The organism is Pseudomonas sp. LBUM1649, assembly GCF_059716155.1.
In genome coordinates, this window is the sequence record NZ_CP166807.1 from 3,713,294 (window position 1) to 3,736,002 (window position 22,709).

At 59.3% G+C, this 22,709-nt stretch carries 17 protein-coding genes and 1 pseudogene; 12 read left to right on the forward strand and 6 right to left on the reverse strand.

The features are described 5' to 3' along the window. The first annotated feature begins 164 nt into the window (after positions 1 to 164). A complete protein-coding gene (locus ACA058_RS17205; RefSeq protein WP_497635079.1) occupies positions 165 to 1,217 on the forward strand; it encodes an aldo/keto reductase in 1,053 nt (350 codons plus the stop codon). A gap of 126 nt (positions 1,218 to 1,343) precedes the next feature. Here ACA058_RS17205 and speB read toward each other — a convergent pair whose 3' ends face one another. After that, complete coding sequence (speB, locus tag ACA058_RS17210; protein WP_497635080.1) at positions 1,344 to 2,303, reverse strand: agmatinase; 960 nt, start codon at positions 2,301 to 2,303, stop codon at positions 1,344 to 1,346. A 13-nt stretch (positions 2,304 to 2,316) separates the two neighbouring features. After that, positions 2,317 to 3,408, reverse strand: coding sequence for a polyamine ABC transporter substrate-binding protein (locus ACA058_RS17215; RefSeq protein ID WP_497635081.1), 1,092 nt, complete (start codon positions 3,406 to 3,408; stop codon positions 2,317 to 2,319). A 101-nt stretch (positions 3,409 to 3,509) separates the two neighbouring features. Here ACA058_RS17215 and ACA058_RS17220 point away from each other — a divergent pair, with 101 nt between their 5' ends. The 3 genes from ACA058_RS17220 to ACA058_RS17230 all read left to right on the forward strand — a co-directional run bounded on the left by ACA058_RS17220 (position 3,510) and on the right by ACA058_RS17230 (position 7,541). After that, entirely contained in the window at positions 3,510 to 4,403 is an 894-nt protein-coding gene (locus ACA058_RS17220) for a LysR family transcriptional regulator (RefSeq protein ID WP_497635082.1), read from the forward strand. 170 nt (positions 4,404 to 4,573) lie between these two features. Continuing rightward, positions 4,574 to 5,833 (forward strand): IS256 family transposase, encoded by a 1,260-nt coding sequence (locus tag ACA058_RS17225; RefSeq protein WP_497635083.1) that lies wholly within the window; start codon positions 4,574 to 4,576, stop codon positions 5,831 to 5,833. A 250-nt stretch (positions 5,834 to 6,083) separates the two neighbouring features. After that, positions 6,084 to 7,541 carry a nucleobase:cation symporter-2 family protein gene (locus ACA058_RS17230; protein ID WP_497635084.1) on the forward strand — a complete coding sequence of 486 codons (1,458 nt, stop codon included), beginning with the start codon at positions 6,084 to 6,086 and terminating at the stop codon, positions 7,539 to 7,541. 240 nt (positions 7,542 to 7,781) lie between these two features. Here the strand turns inward: ACA058_RS17230 and ACA058_RS17235 are convergent, their stop codons facing one another. Beyond that, positions 7,782 to 8,033, reverse strand: a complete 252-nt coding sequence (locus tag ACA058_RS17235) for a hypothetical protein (RefSeq protein WP_497635085.1) — start codon at positions 8,031 to 8,033, stop codon at positions 7,782 to 7,784. A gap of 165 nt (positions 8,034 to 8,198) precedes the next feature. On the opposite strand from ACA058_RS17235, the gene ACA058_RS17240 reads away from it, so the two are divergent. Next, entirely contained in the window at positions 8,199 to 8,516 is a 318-nt protein-coding gene (locus ACA058_RS17240) for an ElaB/YgaM/YqjD family protein (RefSeq protein ID WP_497635086.1), read from the forward strand. 134 nt (positions 8,517 to 8,650) lie between these two features. Here the strand turns inward: ACA058_RS17240 and ACA058_RS17245 are convergent, their stop codons facing one another. After that, complete coding sequence (locus ACA058_RS17245; RefSeq protein ID WP_497635087.1) at positions 8,651 to 9,691, reverse strand: Ldh family oxidoreductase; 1,041 nt, start codon at positions 9,689 to 9,691, stop codon at positions 8,651 to 8,653. A gap of 183 nt (positions 9,692 to 9,874) precedes the next feature. Here ACA058_RS17245 and ACA058_RS17250 point away from each other — a divergent pair, with 183 nt between their 5' ends. Further along, positions 9,875 to 14,731 carry a dermonecrotic toxin domain-containing protein gene (locus ACA058_RS17250; RefSeq protein ID WP_497635088.1) on the forward strand — a complete coding sequence of 1,619 codons (4,857 nt, stop codon included), beginning with the start codon at positions 9,875 to 9,877 and terminating at the stop codon, positions 14,729 to 14,731. Between the two features lie 96 nt (positions 14,732 to 14,827). After that, positions 14,828 to 15,829: a FecR family protein gene (locus ACA058_RS17255; RefSeq protein WP_497635089.1), complete on the forward strand. Its 1,002-nt coding sequence runs from the start codon at positions 14,828 to 14,830 to the stop codon at positions 15,827 to 15,829. A gap of 54 nt (positions 15,830 to 15,883) precedes the next feature. Here the strand turns inward: ACA058_RS17255 and pvdQ are convergent, their stop codons facing one another. Continuing rightward, entirely contained in the window at positions 15,884 to 18,220 is a 2,337-nt protein-coding gene (gene pvdQ / locus ACA058_RS17260) for a bifunctional acylase PvdQ (protein WP_497635090.1), read from the reverse strand. A gap of 262 nt (positions 18,221 to 18,482) precedes the next feature. Here pvdQ and ACA058_RS17265 point away from each other — a divergent pair, with 262 nt between their 5' ends. Then, entirely contained in the window at positions 18,483 to 18,854 is a 372-nt protein-coding gene (locus ACA058_RS17265) for a fe2+ zn2+ uptake regulation protein (RefSeq protein ID WP_497635091.1), read from the forward strand. Positions 18,855 to 18,872: 18 nt separating this feature from the next. Here the strand turns inward: ACA058_RS17265 and ACA058_RS17270 are convergent, their stop codons facing one another. Further along, a complete protein-coding gene (locus ACA058_RS17270; RefSeq protein WP_008061425.1) occupies positions 18,873 to 19,061 on the reverse strand; it encodes a hypothetical protein in 189 nt (62 codons plus the stop codon). Positions 19,062 to 20,012: 951 nt separating this feature from the next. Between ACA058_RS17270 and ACA058_RS17275 the strand changes: the two genes are divergently transcribed. From ACA058_RS17275 to ACA058_RS17290, 4 genes and pseudogenes are all read left to right on the forward strand, one after another. After that, complete coding sequence (locus tag ACA058_RS17275) at positions 20,013 to 20,459, forward strand: DUF411 domain-containing protein (protein WP_497635092.1); 447 nt, start codon at positions 20,013 to 20,015, stop codon at positions 20,457 to 20,459. Continuing rightward, a complete protein-coding gene (locus ACA058_RS17280) occupies positions 20,459 to 20,893 on the forward strand; it encodes a YqaA family protein (RefSeq protein WP_497639957.1) in 435 nt (144 codons plus the stop codon). The genes ACA058_RS17275 and ACA058_RS17280 overlap by 1 nt, the downstream gene beginning before the upstream one ends. A gap of 82 nt (positions 20,894 to 20,975) precedes the next feature. Beyond that, positions 20,976 to 21,998 carry an alpha/beta fold hydrolase gene (locus ACA058_RS17285; protein WP_497635093.1) on the forward strand — a complete coding sequence of 341 codons (1,023 nt, stop codon included), beginning with the start codon at positions 20,976 to 20,978 and terminating at the stop codon, positions 21,996 to 21,998. Positions 21,999 to 22,051: 53 nt separating this feature from the next. Beyond that, positions 22,052 to 22,693 (forward strand): annotated as a pseudogene (locus ACA058_RS17290) (D-2-hydroxyacid dehydrogenase family protein); the annotation flags it as partial. Positions 22,694 to 22,709: the final 16 nt, after the last annotated feature.

A 22,709-nucleotide genomic window follows, 5' to 3' on the forward strand; every position in this document is an offset into this window, starting at 1 on the left:
GCAGTATGCCATCCGTCGAAGCCGCCTTCTGTGAAATTTCACGCCGTTTCTGCGCTTTTCGGTCAAGGAAAAAAACGCCTTGACGGCTTATATTATTATCATCATATTTCATACATGACTAACAACATCTAAACTCACTCAGACGTTTCTCAGGAGTCTCCACCATGCATTACAAAGTTTTCGGCCGTAAAACCGGCTTGCGGGTTTCCGAACTGGCGCTGGGTGCCGGCAACTTTGGCACCGGCTGGGGTCATGGAGCCGAGCGCGATGAAGCCAAGGGCATTTTTGAGGGTTACCTTGCCGCTGGCGGTAATTTCATCGATACCGCCAACGGCTACCAGGCTGGCCAGTCGGAGGCCATGCTCAGCGAATTCATCGCAGCCGAACGCGATCATCTGGTCATCGCCAGTAAATACACGCTGGGCACGACGCCGGATGCCGGCATTTCCCACACCGGCAACAACCGCAAGAACATGGTTCGTGCCGTGGAAGAGAGCTTGAAGCGGCTGAAAACCGATCACCTGGATCTGTTCTGGGCACACATGAGCGACGGCGTGACGCCGATGGAAGAGATCCTGCGCGGTTTCGACGACCTGGTCCGGGCCGGCAAGATTCATTACGCCGGGCTGTCGAACTTTCCGGCGTGGCGCATCGCCCGTGCCGATCTGCTGGCCGAGGTGCGCGGTTTTGCGCCGATTGCGGCGATCCAGGTCGAGTACAGCTTGGCCGAACGCACCGCCGAACGCGAACAACTGCCCATGGCTGAAGCCTTGGGCCTGGCCGCGACCCTGTGGTCGCCGTTAGGTGGAGGCTTTCTCACCGGCAAATACCGCACAGGCGATGGCGACAACCGCGCCAGCAAACTGGGCATGTTGGTGCACGCCGAGAAAAGCACCCGCGAAACCGCCCTGCTCGACACCCTGCTGGCCGTCGCCGCGGAACTGGGTGTGAGCCCGACCCACGTGGCCATTGCCTGGCTGCGCGAACAAGCCAGACGTTCGACCACGACGCTGATTCCAATTCTGGGCTCGCGTACCCGTGAACAACTGGATGCGACCCTGGGGGCGTTGAACGTGGAATTGAATGCCGAGCAGTTGTCGCGGCTTGATCGCGTCAGCCATTTGCCGAAAGGCGTGCCCCATGAATCCATTACCGGGTCGTTCGCGCGGTTTAGCGGTGGCGTAACGCTGGATCTACCCAAAATTCCCGTGGCCTGATACCGATCACCTGTAGGAGCGAGCATGCTCGCGATGGAAGCCGGGACAACGATGGCATTCAGACAGCCCGCGTCATCGTTGACGTCCATCGCGAGCATGCTCGCTCCTACAGTGTGTGTGCGTGTGTTACCGGTCGACCTTATGTTTCGCCGCATAGAGGCACAGCATCTCCATCGCCAGCGTCGCCGCCGCCAATGAGGTGATGTCCGCATTGTCGTAGGCCGGCGCCACTTCCACCACATCCATGCCCACCAGGTTGATCCCGCGCAAGCCGCCAAGGATTTCCAGCGCCTGCACCGTGCTCAAGCCGCCACACACAGGGGTGCCGGTGCCCGGTGCGAACGCCGGGTCGAGGCAGTCGATGTCGAACGTCAGGTACACCGGGTTGTCACCGACCCTTGCGCGAATGGCTTCGACAATCGCATCGACGCCACGCCGATGCACCTGCCGCGCGTCCAGCACCTGGAAGCCCTGGTGATCGTCGTTGGTGGTGCGCAACCCGATCTGCACCGAACGCGACGGATCGACCAGCCCCTCTTTGGCCGCATGCCAGAACATGGTGCCGTGGTCGATACGCTTGCCCTCTTCGTCCGGCCAGGTGTCGCTGTGGGCATCGAAGTGAATCAGTGACAGCGAACCATGCTTGCGCGCATGGGCCTTGAGCAGCGGATAGGTGATGAAGTGATCGCCGCCGAAGGTCAGCATCGCGCTGCCAGCATTGAGGATGTGCTCGGCGTGGGCTTCGATACGTTCGGGTGTCGACTGCGGCGAACCGTAATCGAAGTCGCAATCGCCGAAGTCGACCACCGCCAGATGATCGAAGGGGTCGAAGGTCCACGGCCAGTGGCGCTCCCAGGCAATCCCGGTGGAAGCGGCGCGAATCCCCCGTGGTCCGAAGCGGGCGCCGGGGCGATTGCTGGTCGCGGTGTCGAACGGCACGCCGCTGACCGCTACGTCGACACCGCGCAAGTCGCGGCTGTAGCGTCGACGCATGAAACTGGTGATGCCGGCGTAGGTGCTTTCGGCGGCGGTTCCATAAAGGCTGTCACGGGTGATGGCCTGATCGTTCTGCATGGGGACGTCCATTGAAGGATCCTTGTTATTGGCGGCTACGGAAAGTGGTCCACACGCGGGTACGCTGGCGCATGTCCTTGAGGCTCATGCTGCGGTCGGCGTACAGGCGCTGGCGAATGTCGGCGGGTGGATAGATGTCCGGGTCGGTGCGGACCGCCTCGTCGACCAGCGGCGTCGCGGCCTGGTTGGCGGTGGCGAAGAACAGGGTGTTGGTCAGCGCGGCGACAGATTCGGGGCGCAACATAAACTCGATGAACTGGCGCGCCGCTTCGGGGTGCGGCGCGTCCTTGGGGATCGCCAGGTTGTCCTGCCACACCAGGGTGCCTTCCTTGGGAATCCGATAGGCGATTTCATAGGGTTTGTTGGCCTTGCGCGCCTGATCGGCGGCCATGCTCGCATCACCGTTGTAAGCCAGCGCCAGACAGACGCTGCCATTGGCCAGATCGTTGATCTGCCGGCCGCTGGCAACGTACAGCACCGAAGGCTGTAGTTGATGCAGCAGCGCTTGCGCCGCGTCGAGATCCGTCTTGTCGGTGCTGTAGGGATCCTTGCCCAGGTAGTGCAACGCAAGGCCGATCACCTCCTGGGGCGAGTCGATGATCGCAACGCCGCAGTCCTTGAGCTTGCTGGCGTATTCGGGTTTGAACAGCAGGTCCAGGCTGTTGAGCGGTACGTTCGGCAGGCGTTTTTGTACCGCCTCGACATTCATCCCCAACCCCAGGGTGCCCCATGTGTAGGGCACGCCGTATTGATTGCCGGGATCGACAGCGGCCAGTTTCTCCAGCAGATCCGGATCAAGGTTGGCGTAGCCCTTCAGGCCCTCGTGGGGAATGGCCTTCAGAGCGCCTGCCGACAGGCCACGGGCCAGGACGCTGGACGACGGCACCACCACGTCATAGCCGCTGCCGCCGGTGAGCAATTTGGTTTCCAGCACTTCCGGCGCATCGAAGGTGTCGTAGCGCACGTGAATACCGGTTTCCCGTTCAAAGCGCTGCAAGGTTTCGGGGGCAACGTAATCGGCCCAACTGTAGAGGTTGACTACCTTTTCCTCGGCCTGGGCCGCGGCGGCCATGGCAAGGAACAGCGCGGGGACACATATCTTGAATAGGGAATTCATGACGAACACCTGACCGGGGGAAGTGGTTGCAGGATGCGTCGTCGGTTACATTGGTAAAATATAAAGATTGTTAACCTGACATTATCCCGGAGTAATGTTTGATGCTCGGTCAACTGCATGATCTGGACCTGCAACTGCTGCGCCTGTTTGTCAGCGTCGTCGAGTGCGGCGGCTTCAGCGCAGCCCAGGGTGAACTGGGCCTGAGCCAGTCGAGCATCAGCCAGCAAATGGCCAAGCTGGAGACCCGTCTCGGCTATCGCTTGTGCAGCCGCGGCAAGGGTGGATTTCGGATCACAGCCAAAGGCGAACATTTACTCAGCGCGACGCGAAGCCTGTTCCAGTCCATCGAGGCATTCCGTCATCAATCCAACGGCGTGGCCGGGCGCTTGATCGGCGAGGTACGCCTGGGTGTGTCCGAAGCGCTGGATCAATCGGTGCTGCAGCGGGTGGCCGAGGCGATCCGGCGCTTTCGCGAGCGTGACGAATCGGTGCGCATCGAGTTGATGAGCGCCATGCCCGGCGACATGGAGCGTTTGCTGTTGCAGCAGCGGCTGGACTTGGCCATCGGCTATTTCTCGCAGATCCAAAGCGCGTTTGACTACCGCGAGCTGTTTAGCGAAACCCAGCACCTGTACTGCGCCATTGGCCATCCGCTATTCACCGATGAGGCACCGGATGATCAGGCACTCCAGGCCTGCGACCGGGTCGATCACCCCTACCGCTTCCTGCGCAGCGACGAGCCCTTTCAAGGAAAGGTCTGCTCGGCGCGTGCGGAGCAGGTCGAAGGCACCCTCGCCTTTATCCTGTCCGGCAAGCACATTGGCTATCTGCCCAGTCACTTTGCGCGCAGCTGGGAAGACAAGGGCTTGCTGCGGGTGGTACGCCGGGAAGGCATGAGTTTCGACGTGGCGTTTCACCTTGCTCGCCATCGCGCGCAGGTGCCGGGGGATGCGCAGAAGGCGTTTGAGGAAGACTTGTTGGCAGCGTTTGCCTAAACACTTTGTGGTGAGGGGATTTATCCCCGTTGGGGTGCGAAGCGGCCCCAAATCATTCCACGCGGTACATCTGAAGCAATGCGCCGTTCGGGTTTAGGGGGTTTAGGGGCGCTGCGTAGGGACTGTCATAAATTTTGTGTTCGGGCATAACATGTTGAAGAGGTGCATGTATGCCGACCAAAAAGAAACCGGCCCGCGAGGCCCAGCGTGACCTACCATCCATTCCAAAAGAGCTGATCGACCAGTTCGTGAACGGTCCGATGAGTGCCGAAGCCATTCAGGACGCTTCGATGGCGTTCAAAAAGGCGCTGATTGAACGAGCCTTGGGAGCCGAACTCGGCCACCACCTTGGCTACCCTCAGGGCGCGCAGCGCCCTGAGGAGTCGAGCAACCAGCGTAATGGTAAGAGCGGCAAGACCGTGCTGACCGATGACGGCCCGCTTCGCCTGGACATCCCCAGAGACCGCGATGGCAGCTTTGCTCCGATTCTGATCCCCAAGCACGAGCGCCGCTTTACCGGCTTCGATGACAAGATTATTGCCATGTATGCACGCGGCATGAGCGTGCGCGAGATTCGTGCATTTCTATCGGAGCAATACGGCACAGATGTCTCCCATGACTTCATCAGCTCAGTCACCGATGCAGTTCTGGAAGAGGTCAGTGCTTGGCAGCAGCGACCACTTGAACCCATGTACCCAGTCATTTTCTTCGATGCTCTGCGGGTCAAAATCCGTGACGAGGGGGTGGTTCGCAACAAGGCCATTTACTTAGCCCTGGGCGTATTGCCGGACGGTACACGAGATATTCTGGGCATCTGGATTGAAACGACCGAGGGTGCCAAGTTCTGGATGAAGGTTTTCAATGACCTCAAGACTCGAGGCGTCGAAGACGTTTTGATCGCTGTCACTGACGGACTCAAAGGCATGCCAGAAGCCTTGAGTGCGGTGTTCCCTCAGACGACGCTGCAGACCTGCATCGTCCACTTGATCCGTAACAGCCTTGATTACGCGGCCTGGGATAAACGTCGCGAACTGGCCAAAGCCCTGAAGCCGATTTATCAAGCACTCAACGCTGAAGTTGCCGAGCAGGCTTTAGATGCCTTCGAATCTGGACCTTGGGGTAAACAATATCCAACGGTGGCTGCTGCCTGGAGGCGTGCCTGGGACCGAGTCATCCCGTTTTTCATCTTCCCGCCAGCCATACGAAAAGTGATCTACACCACCAACGCCATCGAGAGCATCAATGCTCAGTTGCGCAAGATCATCAAGACAAGAGGACATTTTCCAACCGATGATGCGGCGACAAAGCTGATCTGGCTGGCACTGCAAAATATCACCGCCAATTGGGGCAGTCCGGCCCATGACTGGAAGAACGCAATGAATCAGTTCGCGGTTTTGTACGGAGATCGATTCATCAGGCCAACTTGGTGAAATGAAGGCCTGCCTTACGGCAGGCTGTTACCGGCCCGCACACAAAAAATCTGACACTCTCCTGCGTACCCCAACGGGGATAAATCCCCTCACCACAGATAAATCCCCTCACTACAGATAAATCCCCTCGCCACAGATAAATCCCCTCGCCACAGGGTTGGGACAAACCCGAGTTTCTGTTTCAGAGTCTTTCTGGCATCCTGCGCCTCCATTTTCTGACCCGGCCCCGCCTCCCGGCACACAAACCACCATGACTTCCCCTGAAAAAACCCCGCGCCACAGTGACCTGCTCTACGGCCTCGACGACCGCCCGCACCTCACCGCCACGGTGTTCGCTGCCCTGCAACACGTGCTCGCCAGCTTCGTCGGGATCATTACCCCGACGCTGATCATGGGCAGTGCCCTGGGTTTGCAGAGCGAAATCCCCTACCTGATCAGCATGGCGCTGTTCGTCTCTGGCCTCGGCACCTTCGTCCAGGCGCGGCGCTTCGGTCCGGTGGGCTCGGGTCTGTTGTGCCTGCAAGGCACCAGTTTCTCGTTCATCAGCGTCATTCTCAGTGCCGGTTTCATGGTCAAGGCCCGGGGCGGCGGCACCGATGAAATCCTCTCGACGATCTTCGGCGTGTGCTTTTTTGCCGCCTTCATCGAAGTGGTATTGAGCCAGTTCATCGGCAAGCTGCGGATGCTGATCACCCCGGTAGTGACCGGCACCATCATCACCCTGATGGGCCTGTCGTTGATCAAGGTCGCCATGACCGACATCGCCGGCGGCTTCGGCGCTCCCGACCTCGGCGCGGCCAGTCATCTGGGTCTGGCGGCCCTGGTGCTCGGCACCATCGTGGTATTGAACCGGGTGGACGTGCCGTTTCTGCGCCTGGGCGCGATTGTCATCGGCCTGACCCTCGGCTACGCCGTCGCCTGGCTGCTGGGCCACGTCGATTTCACCAGCCTGCCCGCCGTGCCGCTGATGAGCGTGCCGGTACCGTTCAAGTATGGCTTTGCCTTCGACTGGGTGGCGTTCGTGCCGGTGGCGGTGATTTTCCTGGTGTCACCGCTGGAAGCGGCCGGTGACCTGACCGCCAACTCGATGATTTCCCGTCAACCGGTCAAAGGCCCGGTCTACATTCGAAGGATCAAGTCCGGCCTGTTGGCCGACGGCCTCAACTCAGCCATGGCCGCGGTGTTCAACAGCATGCCGATGGTGACCTTTGCGCAGAACAACGGGGTAATTCAGCTGACCGGTGTGGCCAGTCGTTATGTCGCATTTTTCATTGCCGGCCTGTTGGTATTGCTGGGGCTGTTCCCGATGATCGGCGCCGTGCTGCAGCTGATGCCCAAACCGGTGCTCGGCGGTGCGGAGCTGGTGATGTTCGGCACCGTCGCCGTGGCCGGGATCAAGATCCTCGCCGAAGCCGGATTGCATCGGCGCAACATGCTGATCGTGGCGATTTCCATCGGCATGGGCCTGGGTGTGGCAGCCGTGCCGGAGGTGTTGCGCGAGTTGCCGAAAGCGCTGCATAACATCTTCGAATCGCCCATTACCGTGGGCGCGTTGTGCGCTATCGTGCTGAATATCTTCCTGCCCGAGGAATTCATCGAGCTGGAGGAAGACGAGTTCGACCCGGAAGCCTCAGTGTTGCAAGTCATGCAGAACCCCGAGGTTACGCCCAAGGGTGAACCCGCCTCGCCATCCGCCGGTAGCCGCTGAGGCCGATGTCAAGGAGCTGCAAACGCATGGACCCGATACCCACGCTTTACAGAGCGGTTGATTCTGCGCCCGCTGGAACTGGCCGATGCCGACGCCATCCAGCAGCAATTCCCGCACCTGTAGCAGGCTTGTCGGGTCGCCGCATCGCAGCGAAGGCGGCCTCGATTTTGTTGACTGAGTACATATTCCTGCCGTAACGGCCACCATCGCATCGCCAGCAAGCCTTTGCGTAGCCCTGCGTTATTTGGCTGCCATCAATCGATTGACTTCACTTCGCACCATGTTCGCGAATTCCGGGGGCGACATTCCGTCGAGTTCGGAACGGACCCACTCGGCCCATTTGCCCTTGCGCTTGGCGCGCTCGCCGAAAAGACGTGCAGCTTCGCCCTTGGCTTTGCCCAGGTTGTTTTGCCAGAGATCGAACAGACGGGATTTTTCGTCTTCAAGCGCCGCGCGCTCGGCAAGGGGTTTATCGGCCAGATTGAAGCTCATGGGAAGTTACCTGCTGCGTAAATAGGCTACATCTTACACTGTAGGAAGAAATGTCCTGCGCTGGATTTTTCGTCAGGATGGCGTCCGCACGCAAAATCACTGCAACTTTTTCCGTCGCGGCAGACTCCATTGTTCACTGCTTATTCACTTGCAAGGAGTATCTCAATGGCCCGCAAAACCGCCGCACAAGTCGCCGAAGACCAAATCAAGGACCAGGCTTTCAGCGATCTTCAGGCGCTGATCGAAGAGTCGGAAAAACTGCTCAAGAGCAGTGCGACACTGGTCGGTGAAGAAGCAGACACGCTTCGCGGACAAATCGCCCAGAAACTCCAGCAGGCACGAGACTCAGTCACCAGCGTCCGCAACCGCACCCTGCCGGCGGTCGAAGCCACTGAAACCTACATTGGCGGGCACCCATGGCAGACCGTGGCCATTTCCGCCGGTTTTGGTTTGGTTGTGGGCTTGTTGCTGGGCCGACGGTAAGCCTGCGATAACACGTAATTGAAATACGGTCCTTGTAGAAGCGAGCATGCTCGCGATGGTCGTTAACGAAGACGCGTGTCTACTGGTTAAACACGGCGCTTGGAAGTCCATCGCGAGCAGGCTCGCTCCTACAGTCAGAGCCCCGCCAACTCTCGAAGATCCGCCAACGTACCTGCATCCAACTGAATGCCATCCGCGCTGGACTTCGCCCGCTGATGATGCCGCCGATCCCCCGGTAACCGCTTAAGCCCCACACCGTGCATCTGCCGCACCAGCTCCTGGCTGCGCTCGGCAAAGCTCTGCCCGGCCGCCTTGCCCGGATCGATCACGATCAACAGTTGGCCGGTCCACGGTGTCTTGGCCCCCGGGTGGTTCTTCCAGTCGAACTCGAACGAGAAGTTGCCGCCGGTCAACGCCGCCGCCAACAGCTCCACCATCATCGACAGCGCCGAACCTTTATGCCCGCCAAACGGCAGCAACGCGCCCCCCTCCAGAATCGCTTTCGGGTCCTGGGTCGGCTGACCTAGGCCGTCCACGCCCATGCCTGCGGGCAAGCGCTCACCCTTGCGTGCGGCGATCTGCACATCGCCATGGGCGATGGCACTGGTGGCCAAGTCGAAGACAATCGGATCACCGTCTGCGCGTGGGGCGGCGAAGGCAATCGGGTTGGTGCCGAACAGCGGGCGATCGGCACCGTGCGGCACCACGCAGGTCATGCTGTTGACCACGCTCAACGCCACCAGCCCTTCATAGGCGAACGGCTCGACATCCGGCCACAACGCCGCGAAGTGATGGGAATTACGAATTGCCAATACCGCAATGCCGGCACTGCGAGCCTTTTCCACCAGCAAGGCGCGTGCGGCGGCGAGCGCCGGTTGGGCGAAGCCATTGCCGGCGTCGACCCGGACAAAACCCGAGGCCACGTCCTCAACCACCGGCACGGCCTGGCCATTGACCCAGCCACTTTTCAGTGTCGACACGTAACCGGGAATGCGGAACACACCATGACTGTGGGCACCATCGCGCTCGGCACCGGCACAGTTGAGGGCCAGTGTCCTGGCGACCTCGGTGGAGGTGCCGTGACGCACGAAAATGCGTTCGAGTAAAAGGACGAGAGAATCAAAATCCAGGGTTGAGTTGGCCGAACTGACTGCCATTTCAGGCGAAGCGGTCATCTGAAGCTCCAGTTTTATTTTTAGAGGCGGGCGACAGGTCGATTAAGCGCTTTTTTACCGGCGTCCTGTCAAGTCTCTCGCGCAAGCAATATGTACCGCACCCCGCCTTTTCCCGCCCCCTATTGTTGCCCCTCGACCCAACGACCTGCGCTGAACACCGTCGCAGCCCATCGAGGAAACATCATGACGACACCAGCACTGCCGTATTTTTTTGACGAAGCCGAGCGCGCATCCGCGGCCAGGCAACCGGGAGAACGGGAAAACGCGCTGGGCTTTACCCTGGACGATCTGAATTGGCTCAAGGCGGTTTATCTGCCGACCCAGGCAGCCCGCAAAACCCATGTAAAACCGATGCAGGCCTTCCAGGTGATGTTGTCTTTGACCGGCAAGGTGGGCATTCCATTGGCCGGCGCCTTTGCCATGAGCCGGCCCAACGATGGCGAGGTCACGCTCTACACACCGTGGAAAGGCTTGATCAAATTCGCGGACATGGCCGACCTCAAAAGCAAACTCAAGGAGTGGTTGGCGCAGGCCACTGGAAAACGTGAGCTGTTGCGCTTCCTCTCCATCGAACAACGCCTGCCCTTGGCCGCTGCCACGTCACTCGACCTCTCCACCAGCGATATCGAAGGCGCGGTATTCGAACATCAGGAACTCACTCTCAAGCAACAGCAGGAACAAAACCTCAAGGCGATGGCAAGCGAGTTGGTCAAGATGCCCACCTTGCAATCCATGCTGGACGACACCCTCAAGTACGCATTGCACAAGCCGTTCCCCAAACTGGACCAGCGCCTGACGCGGCTGAAAGGCTTTGTCAGTACGGGTTCTGCGTTTGATGACCGCGAAACGCCCCATACGGTTGCATCGATGTCACTGAGCGAGGCCCTCCTGCATTTTTACCTGACGAACCAGTGGCCGACGGGCGACTCCAGGGTGTTTGCCCATCCCGAGCACAGCGTCAGCAGCGATGCCGACAACCAGACCTGGGAAAGCGCCGTAAAAGAAATCGCGCAAAGTTTTACGCCCCGCCTGATCAGCCTGCTTGAGACGTTCTGGAACACGCCCATGAGCAATGGCATGTCGCGCCAGGCATTTTTCGCCGAGGGCCTGCGCGACACTTTTCACGCGAGGCTGTTACACCAGCGCCAACAGGGCACTTTGACCACAGAGCAATACCTGCAATTGATGAATGTCAGCCTCGCCCCGGCCACGATTGATCCCCTTCGCATCGAAAAAGTGCGGATCACCGCCCCCTTCAAACATTTCGCGGAGCTTGCCTCGACCTTGATGATCGGCGGCGCGAACACCCTGGGTTTCCTGTACAGCCCGTCCCGAGGCATCGAGGCCACAAGCAACCTGCCAGCGGTGAAAAAAATCGTCCTGCAAATGCTCAAAAGCGAAGGACATGAAGACACGCTGCTCAATTTCATGTCACTAGACGAACGCAGCACGTTTCTTGGACTGGAACCGAACGATCGGATGATCGTCGGTGAACCCATCGTCGGCTCGGTGTTTGCACGCGTGATGACTGACATCATTGATAAACAACGGCAAAACCTCCGCCATGCTTTGAGCCGTTACCGTGAAAGCGAAGGCATGCTGGACCCTCACGCCTTGCTCGATAATGCCCTGGACGTCCGGGGATTGATCGATCACCGCTTGCTCCTGGCTGAAGCCGCAGGACGCTGGAGCACACGACCGGACCGACGCGTGAACGCGCGACCCGCCACCGTGCGAGCCGAGTCGGCCAAACAAGAGCTGTCGCTGCTGAGCTCGGTCGGGCAGGCGCTCGATCAACTCCTTGAAAAACACCCGGCCATTCCCACGACAACCCGCACATTCGCCGAGGCGCAAAGCCTCGTCAGTTCATCATTGGCGGGTTTGCAATCGAGTTTTACCCATACCCTGTCAACGGCACTGCGCAGTGAATTGAAGCTTCGCGCCGTCTCGCGCACCCTGGGTGCGACGGGACAGGCAATCATCAAAACCGTGCTCGATACCCCAATACACTTGCAGCGAGCGGCATTGAACGGTTTTTTGCCGGAGGTCTTTTCCCTGGCGGTGAAGGCCGGCGCCACTGTAACCCCGTTGAAACTGGCCAGTTGTTTTGTCCTGACTGAGCGGGGAGGCCTGGATCCGGTGCACTCGGGCAAGGCCATTTTGTGGACGCCTGCACTGGGATTTGAAGCCTTCAAGGCCCTGACACCGCTACTGCAGGAACTCGAGCGACGTCTCAAGGACGAAAATCATCGCTCAATGCTTCTGGAAAACCTCGGCCGCAGCGAGCGGTTGCCAGGCAAGGCTTACACGCTCGCGCCACTGCAACGGGTCCATGGGCATTTTCTCGATTATCTGCAAAAGCCCTTCGTCGATCTGGACCAGACCTCCGTTACCCGTGCACTGACCACCCCGCTCTCTCCCGCGCCGCTGGCCAGTCTGCTGAATTTTGTGGCCCTGCGTGAGCCGATGACCGGGCTGAGTCGTGCGACCGACATCGCCCAGTCCCTGATCACCCAGCAAAAACTGCCGGCCTGGCTGGCCAAGGCGCCGATCAAAGAACTGATCCTGCATGGCGAACTGCTTCAGCAATACCTGAAAAACGTCAAAGACGACCAGGATTACCTCACCGACATCCGCTCATTGCAGCGCACCGCCCACCATGAACTGGAAAAACAACTCAAGGCAGACGACTTCAACATTGATCCGGACAAAGTCCAGATCGAGATCAGCGCGAGCCCCAGGTCTGCGTCCAGCAGGCAGACTCTGACCGATTTTGCGTTGGCTCACCTCAAGGACCTGGACACTGTCCTGCTCAAACTGACGTCGCTGGACACCACGGTCATTCCAGAGGGCATGGACGAACGCTACATCAAGAACCTGATACGCAACCTGAAACCGGGTGAGCATCAGCAGAAAATACTCAGCGCGGCCCTTGCAAACACCGAGGCAAATGCGGATCGCAGGCAACGTTTTTACACGCAACTGCCCTGGCAACTGATGCACCACGCCCACTCGGAAAAACTGCAGGAGCGCCTGAGCGAAACCGGGTTTGACCTGATCCGCCAGGTCATGGATATGCCCGACGCCATCGCCCGTGCGGCAGTCGACGGTGCCCACGCGATCATCCGGCCCCTGGAGTTCCTCGGTGTCAGGAGCGGACAAACCGTCAAAGTGCCAGGCGTCTATCTGATCGGTTCATCGGCCGATAGCACAGCGCCGCAGGTGCTTGTCGCCCCTCACAGTCCACGGCACGGGATAAAGGAATACGCAAGCGAAACCCAGCTGCTGGCAGAACTGAAGACGCGCGGCGCACTGCTCGATTGGGTCCTCATGAACCTGGAGAATCCTGACCGGATATTGCTGGAGACCCGGATGGCGACGCGCACCAAGCGGGTTGCAAGAGCCACGTCGACGACCGCAGGCAATACCGATGCCGAGGTCACGCTGGCGTCCAATCCCGTCAAGGGGCACCTGTTCGGGCACTTGTTCAATGACAATGCCGCGTTGTTGGGCCGATTGCTCGGTTGTCAGTCCGATGACCGAAAGCAGAATGAATGGGCAACCATCAAGCACGTTCTGGGTGAAGACCTGCACGAGGCGTATTCGTTTTTCATGGGCAAGCTCGCCTACCCTGTCACGGTGTACCACAGCTACCTTGACATAAAGCAATCCGCCGAAGACCTGCAAGCGCACAAATGGGGCGCGGCCATCAGGGAGTTCATCAGCGGCATTGCTCAACTCGCTTCGTTGCGCCAATCGCTGGACACTCACGCGCTGCCGACTTCTACGCCAGCCGCTGCGGCGCAAGAAAAACCCGAAGCCACCTGCAAATGGCAGGACATCAAAGTCACCGCCCCCGAGCGCACAGGCTTGAAGCGTCATGAAAGCCTTCATGTCGACCTGGGTTCGCTCAAGCCCGACTCAACGCCCGGGCTCTACGCGCACCCGACGACGAAACAGCTCTACGGGCCGGTTGAAGGCAAAGTGTTTCCGGTGACAAAACGCGGCAGCCGCTGGCGCATCGCCGACACACAGACGCTCGGCCCATATCTGCGGCAAAACGCATCGAAACAATGGGTGCTCGACAGGAATACACCAAAGCCGCAATTCGGCCTCGTGGACCGGCTGGATGCTGCGTATGCGGCTTGGGAGGGCATGATCATCGACGCCCATGGAATGCCGCAGATACGACGGTTTTTCCCGCAAAAGGCGCGGCAGATCGACGAAGCGCTGGACCAGGCAACGACCTATGCCTGGAACAGCTTTCGAAACCTGCAATTGCTGAAGAACTCCGATGACAAGGCCACCCCCGTGCATCAACTCATCAAGCGTTTCATTGATGTGCCAGAGGTACTGCCCGCACATGCCGAGAAGCTGGAGAAAGTCGTGGGCGACATGTTTACCGCGTTGCTGGACCCTACACTGCGAAAGACCAAGTCCGATCGTTTTGTCGTCGGCACGGTAGTCGATGGCGCAAACAGTACATTCGGTTTTACCGTTCCGAAGGACGCAAAGAAAAAGATCTATCTGGCAGAAAGATTCTTCTATCCGGGTTTCGACATTTACCGCCAACATCTTACCGACTTCGCCTTCCCGATCAACACGCATGCCCGGGCGGTGACCCTTCTGCATGAACTTTCGCACATTGCCTGTAAAACCGAGGACATCTCCTATCTGGACCCTGGCAGACCCTTCGCCGACCTGATCGGCACGGCCAGCGTGGCCGCCACTGATCTCAAGGATGCATTGACCAATGTTCAGGACACCGCTCTTTCGATCAAGACACCTTACACACAACTGTTCATGACCCAGGATCCCGACACCGGCGAGTGGAAAGACCCGGGAAGTTCTACTCTTGAAAATACTGATCGGGTAAAAACGCATATTTTGGCGTTGACCGGCGCAGAGAACCTGAGCGGTGCTCGCGAAACCTTCAAAAAAAATTCACTGACCAGGCTGGCGGTACAACTCGGAAATGCCGACAGCGTGGCCTGGTTAATCAGTCAGCTCGGACGGGAGTTACACGTCAATACACCTTGACTACAGAAAATAAACAGCCGTTTGGGGTAAATGCCATGACGGCTGTTCTCGCAGACTTCCTCTCAAGGTTAGAATGCAGGAAATCAGGATGAGTCAATGACCGACAGCCCTCTCTCGCCAGCCCAATATGACGCCATCACCGATGCCGCAGCGCATTGGTGTATGCGCCTGCATGCCCCCGACTGCACAGCCCAGGAGCGGCAGGCGTTCGAATTATGGCTGGACGCTCATCCGCTGCATGCCTTCGAATACGAGGCCATGCTGGAAATCTGGGAAGTCGCCGGCGATCTGCCGCGTCCCGAAACGGTTGTACCATTGGTTCGCGTCAAACCGCAGACCCCCTGGCGTACTTTCGGCGTGGCCGCGGCCGTGTGTGCGCTGGCCCTGCCGATGGCGGCCTACAGTGGTTGGAGCTTGGGGTGGCTGCCCGATTCATACGAACATTTCGAGGCGAGCGACAACGTTCGTCAGGTCACCCTGAAAGATGGCAGCAAGGTCGAGCTGAACCTGGGCAGTGAGCTGACTTACAGCAACTACAAGGACCAGCGTCAGGTCACCTTGAAAAAAGGCGAGGCCTTTTTCAGCGTGAGTCACGACACCAGCCACCCTTTTGTCGTCAAGGCCGCCGAAGGCAAGATCCGGGTAACCGGCACCCGATTCAACGTCTGGATGTATGAAGACCAAGTGAAAGTAAATCTGGTCGAAGGCTCAGTACTGGTCAGCAGCAACGATGACCTGCCGGGAGATGGGCTACGGCTCGGCCCGGCCATGCAGGCCAGCTTTGGCCATGGCGATCTGATTCCGCGTATCAGTCAGACCTACGACAACGACAATTCCCTGGCCTGGCTAAACGGCAAACTGGTACTCGATGACCTGGCGCTGAGCGATGCGCTGCCGCTGATCAATCGCTATCTGAAAACCCCGGTGCTGGTGGCCGACAATTCCACTGGCGCGATCCGCATCGGCGGCATCTACAACATCAAGGAACTCAATACCCTGGTGACGTCCCTGCCCAAGGTGCTGCCGGTCTACCTGACCCGCAACAAGGCCGGCAACCCGGTCCTCAACTCCATTGCGCAGCAAGCCCCGAAAAGCTGAAGGCCGCAACCCTTGCGGGGTGCGGCCTTCAGCTTGGATCAAATACACTCCAGCCTAGTGAGCCGCCACCTTTGCGTCCTGCTCGCGGATGGTCAGCGCCTGATAGTCCGGATCGGACTTGATTTGCTGCTCGGTGAACGGCAACACACTCAGCTGCTTCTTCGAAAAAGCCAGCGTCTGGTCCCGGGAGTATTTCGAGGCCGGATCACTCGACAGCGAGAACGCCAGCAACCCCTTGGCCTGCGGGCCCTTTTCATCGAACGTCACCACTTGCAGATAGCTCGTGCCGCTGACCACTTCGCGTTTGCCGTCGGTTCTCGGCACGCTCTGGATGGCGTTGTAGACGCCCAGCGTACCCGGCCCACCGTGTATCGGCGTTTGCTCCCCACCGCTGCTGACCACCTGGACATCGCCCCAGCGAGTATCTTTCTTCAGCCCTGACGCCTTGACCTGCTCTACCGATGCCAGCATCGCTTGTCGCAGCGCCAGCGCTACTTGTGGACGATCCACTGCCAGGCCTCGCGGTGTGTGTTGCGGATCCAGCGGATCGAACGCCACGCGCCAGACATCGGGCGCCTGTTCCAGCGGCTCCATGACATTCTGGAAATGCACGAAGCCCACGCCGCTGTCGAGATTGGCCTTGCGATCCCAGGCCTTGAGGCTGGCACACAGCGGCGCCAGCGCCTGCGTATCGGCACCCAGGTCAGCCGCGCAGAATTGCAACAAGTCCGGCATCACTTGTGCCGCCTGATACACCTGGTCATCCATCACCATGTGTTGCAGATCCGCCGCCGCGATTGGCCCGGACTTGGCCAGTGAACCCAGACGATCGAGGGCGAACCGCGCGCGCAGCCCCAAGGGTTGGCGGTCCTGGCTGATCAATGGCGAGAACCCGGTGAGCGGCTGCGCAGGGTTGGCCATCCATGCCGAATCATTGGAATGCTGCACAAAGTCCTTGCGCAACAGTTGCGGCAATTTGTCCGCGGCATAAATGCCTTTTTGTGCAGCTTGCGGGTCGATGTCCCAAGCGCAGGCGCTGTTGGAACCGTCGAGGACGATCATCTGCAAGCCGATCCGTGGATCACTGCACTGCGCGAGTTTCTCGCTGCTGACGTTCGGCACCACCGACAGGTTCATGTACAGCGTTTGCCCCTGGTCGTCCGCCGCCAGCGTGTTGACCCACGGGATGCCCTGGAGCTGATGAACGCTTGCCGCAAACGCCTTGAGGCTGTCGGCACGGTTCATGGCGTACCACTGCTGCAACACCCGGTCATTATCCAGGTTGGCGTCGCGCAAGCTGTAGGCGAACTGATTATCCCAACCCAGTTTGCCGGGCCATTGCACAATCGGTCCGAATTGCGAGCTGTACACCACGTGGGAGACCGCTTTGACCGAGCCGTCCGGCTGCTTGAGGTCAACCGTCAGTGTCTGTTTGTGCATCGGCAGGGATTTGCCATCGAGCAGGTAACGGGTCGGATCCTTGGGGTCCAGCTGCAGCCGATACAGCGTGAAGTGTTTGGACGAATCCACCGTGTGGGTCCAGGCCAGGTGCTGGTTGAAGCCAATGTTGATCATCGGCAAGCCGGGCAACGCGGCGCCCATTACGTCCAGTTTGCCGGGAATGGTCAGGTGCATCTGATAGAAGCGCATCCCGCCGACCCACGGAAAATGCGGGTTGGCCAGCAACATGCCCCGGCCATTGAACGAGCGCTCGCTGCCCACCGCGACGGCGTTGCTGCCGCGATCGAGGGCGAAGCGCTGCCTGCGCGCATCGGCAACCTGGAACGACGCGGACGCGTTCGCGTTTCGAGCGACGTCATTGGGTGGCGTGGCGCCGGCCAACGCTTCGGCAAATTGCCCGACGCCCCCTTCGACCAGCAGGCGCCGGGTCAGCTTGACCAGATCCATCGCGGTGATTTCCCGCACCCAATCGCCCTGGCACTGCTGTGGCAGTCCCTGGGCCCGACGTTCGCCCAGGGAGCGGTTGTAGCCGGCCACATAACCTTCAATCAGCTCCCGTACTTCAGGGGTTTGCGCCTGCCAGAAAGCAGCGACGGCCTGCGGAGTGTTCAACCAGGTGAAAAACAGATCGCTGACGCGGTTTTCACGCGCTTCGACGGTGAACTGATCCGGGCCGAAGAACCGTGAGCGTTGACCGTTCACCGTGGCGATCTCATTGGCCAGCAAACACAGGTTATCCTGAGCGTAGGCATAGCCGATGCCGTAACCGAGCCCCCGCTCGTTCTCGGCCCGAATATGCGGCACGCCAAAACTGGTGCGGCGGATATCGGCACTCGCCTGCTCAGGCTGACTGCGCGCATTCGCCGCAAGACTCAGCCCCACAAACACACCCGCCAGGCTCAACCTGGTCAACTGGCTGGAAATAAACACATTCGCTCCTGATCGAAAAACGATGGTCACAGTTCTGCGTACAGACACGCACTGCGCATCCTTTTAGGGACGAAGCAAACGACGAAAATTTAGGAGATTGGATGGCGGTCGCGGACCGCGCTACAGCGGCGCTTTACAGAGTGGTCACGCAATGACGACGAAATTTCTACATTTAAGTCTTCATGATTTGTATCGCTCGTACGTCTTATCAGGTAAGAGCGCCCAATTTTTCCCGATCAGGCTCTGAAAAGGAGTTTTTGCAATGTACAACTCGCAATTGCCAACGGACGGTAGCAACGCGCCAAAGGGCACTGCCATTGGGGTCGGTGTTTTCGAGCAGCGTACCGAGCGTCACGGCAACGAGCGGATCCGCATCCTGCTCAAGAGCTTTGGCCTGCGAACCAGTCTGATTCGTCTGAAAGTCATCGACGCCTTGCTGTCAGCCGCCGAGAACGACCGCAGCCTGGGCGTGCGCGGTGTGCACACTCAGTTGCTGGAACTGGATATTCCCCTGTCGTTCCTGAGTGTGCGCGAAGTGTTGAAACGCCTGTGCAGCGAAGGCGTGATTGTCCTCAATCCGGACAAGAGCTACAGCCTCGACCCGCGGGCCATCGCCCTGCTGCACAACGACTGATCGAGCCGGGGCTGCGGCTCAGGGCTTGACCTTGCGGCGCATCACGCCGTTGATGACCACCACGACCACCGCCACGCCAATGGCGATGTACTGGAACAGTTTTTCGCTGATAACGCCGGTGTTCTGCAAATACGAAAGGCCAAACATGGTCCCCAGTACCACGAGGGAGATCAGAATCGAGTATTTCAAACGTTGCGACTGAGTCATTGGCAATTCCTGAACCTGAAAAATGTATTCGCGTTGTATCCGCCTGCATGCCAGGCCCCTAGCGTTTTGTGGGGATGGACGGCTGCGAACGGGGGCTTATGTTACAGGCGATGAAGGTTTTTAGCTTTATCAGGGCGATGGCGACCTGGCAGCCGACCTGGATTTTGTTGACGGAGTGCATATCCATTCCTGCGGTAACGGCTACCTATGGTTTCGCTTTTACAGCGAGTCACTTGGAAAAGCCTGTAGGAGCGAGCCTGCTCGCGATGGAGGTCAACGATGACGCGGGGAGCCTGACACCCCGAGGTGCTCTCAGGTTTTTCGTCGGAACGCCGCCCGGAGCATACTCGCTCCTACAGGGCCCGCCGCGATGGGCCATCCTTGGCCCAGCGCGGCTAAACCGGCATCCATGCCGGTTTACCCACTGCGCAGAACCTCCACTCGGCCTCTCGAGGTGGCAAGAAAATCAAAAGCCAAAGCAAGGCGAGGCGAGGCGGCCTTAAAGCCGACCTGATTACTGGCTGATCCGCGATCCCCTGTGGGAGCGAGCCTGCTCGCGATGAACGTCCGGACAACGCGATCATCCAGATAGGGCGCGTAATCGTTGACATCCATCGCGAGCAGGCTCGCTCCCACAGGGGATCAGGTACAGCTGTAAAAGTCAGGTCGGCTGTCAGACCGCCTCGCTTTGGCTTTAGATTTGGACGCCCCGTTAAACCACGAAACCATAAGTGGCCGTTACCGCAGCAACGGATATGTACTCCGTCAATAAACAACAGGTTGGCCGCCAGGATGACAAACCTGTCATCTTCCCCTCATCCACCTGACAGCTTTGATCTACGATAATAAGGCTCAGTGTCTCTGTAGCACTTCGAAACACACCTCGAATATCTGCCCGCAAAAAACGGTCAGAATATATTCTTTTGCCCGCAATCCGAGACCCCTCCCGACATGCGAACCCATTTACGTCTGGCTGCCTTGGGCGCCCTGTTCATTTCCTCCCTGGCCCAGGCCGCCGACCTGATCCCGATCGAGGTCCACCGGGATGCCAATTGCGGTTGCTGCAAGAAATGGATCAGCCATCTTGAGGCCAATGGTTTCAAGGTCGACGACCACGTCGAAAGCAATATGAGCGAGTTCAAGCAACAACACGGCGTGCCACCCCGCCTGGCGTCGTGTCACACCGGTTTGATCAACGGCAAATTCGTCGAAGGCCATGTGCCGGCCGATCAAGTGCTGGCCCTGAGCAAGCGCGATGACCTGCTGGGCGTTGCCGCCCCTGGCATGCCCATGGGCTCGCCGGGCATGGAAATGGACGGCATGAGCGATGCCTACCAAGTGATCGGCCTGAAAAAGGACGGCACGGATGTGGTGGTGGCGGACTACCCCGCCCATTGATTTTCGCTGCCTACTTCGGCTTGTTCCTGGCTGCATTCGGTGCAGCGACCTTGCTGCCCCTGCAGTCCGAAGCGGTGCTGGTGGGGCTGATACTCAGTGATCGTTACTGGCTGTGGTCGCTGCTGGCTGTCGCCACGCTCGGTAACGTCCTCGGTTCGCTGGTGAACTGGTGGCTGGGGCGCGCCATCGAGCGTTTCCGGGACCGTCGCTGGTTTCCGGTCAGCGCCAAGCATCTGGACCAAGCCCGTTGTCACTATCAACGTTACGGCCACTGGTCGCTGCTGCTCAGCTGGCTACCGGTGATCGGTGATCCACTGACCCTGGTGGCCGGCGTCATGCGCGAACCGCTGGGGCGCTTCCTGCTGATCGTGACCTTGGCCAAGGGCGCCCGTTATGGCGTGCTGGCCCTGGTCACGCTGGGGTGGATGGGTTGAACCAAGTGCCGCGACGATTGCCTGTTTAATGTCGCCCTAATCGTGCCGATCCAGCATCGGCGGATTTCAACGGAGTTCACCCATGCCCTTTACCCGCTCAAGCTGGCTGTCCGGCCTGCTGCTGACTGCCGCACTGCCCGCCATCGCTGCCGAAGGCCCGGCCTACGGCCCCGAGCTGCAAGGCTTCGAATACCCCTACACGGTCAAGCATTTTGCGTTCGAGTCCCAGGGGAAATCCCTGCAAATGGGCTACATGGATGTCGCTGCCCATGGCAAGGCCAACGGCCGCAGCGTGGTGCTGATGCATGGCAAGAACTTCTGCGGCGCCACCTGGGAGACCTCGATCAAGGCCCTGAGCGATGCCGGCTACCGGGTCATTGCCCCGGACCAGATCGGTTTCTGTACGTCCAGCAAACCGGATAACTATCAATACACTTTCCAGCAACTGGCGAGTAACACCCAACAACTGCTCAAGGCTCTCGGCATCCAGAAAGCCACCTTGCTCGGGCATTCCACTGGCGGCATGCTCGCCACCCGTTACGCGCTGCAATATCCTGAACAGGTCGAGCAGCTGGCCCTGGTCAACCCCATTGGCCTGGAAGACTGGAAAGCCCTCGGCGTGCCTTATCGCACGGTCGATCAATGGTATGAGCGCGAACTGAAGGTCACAGCCCTTGGCATCCACGACTACCAGCGCAACACCTATTATGATGGCCGCTGGAAACCCGAATTCGACCGTTGGGTCGACATGTACGCGGGCATGGCCAAAGGCCCTGGAAAAACCCAGGTAGCTTGGAATTCGGCGCTGATCTACGACATGATCTTCACGCAACCTGTGTACTACGAATTCAAGGATCTGCAGGTACCGACCCTGCTGCTGATCGGCACCGCCGACACCACGGCCATCAACAAGGACATTGCGTCCCCCGAGGTCAAGGCGAAAATCGGTCATTACGACGTGCTCGGCAAGCAGGTGGCGAAACTGATTCCGCAGTCGACCCTGGTCGAATTCCCCGGCATGGGCCACGCGCCGCAGATGGAAGAGCCGGCGCAGTTTCACAAGGCTTTGCTTGGCTGGCTGGACAAAACCAACCCCATTCCTTGATGAGGTAAGGCTAATGGCGGTACAGAACGCAGTGATTGATGATTGGCAGGAATAAGCATGCCGCGCCGGAACTGACCTGGGCACTCATCATGGCCGCGACTCGCAACCTGGTGGTCGAAGCCAACGCCTTGCGCACCGGAAAGTGGCGGCAAGGCCTGGGTGGCGACCTGCATGGCAAGACCCTGGCGATTCTGGGGCTGGGCAGCATTGGCCAACGGGTCGCCCGCTTCGGCCAGGCGTTCGGCATGCGGGTCATCGCCTGGAGCGAAAACCTCACCACCGAACGCGCCTCCGAGTTCGACGTGACTTACGTCAGTAAGCAGCAATTGTTCGAGCAGGCCGATGTGTTGTCGGTGCATTTGGTGCTCAGTGAACGCAGCCGTGGCATGGTGGACGCCCAAGCGTTGGCATGGATGAAGCCCACAGCGCTACTGGTCAACACCGCCCGTTGGCCGATTGTCGATGAAGCTGCGCTGATCAAGGCCCTGCAGAAACAACGCCTGGGTGGGGCAGCGCTGGACGTGTTCGAGCAGGAGCCCCTGCCCGGGCACCATCCGTTCAGAACCTTGGACAACGTGCTGGCAACGCCCCATGTCGGGTACCTCAGCCAGCAAAACTACCAGCTATTCTTTTCGCAAATGATCGAGGACATTCAAGCCTGGTCGGCGGGAAAACCGATTCGCCTACTAAGCTGATAGCGCCCGGCGACTA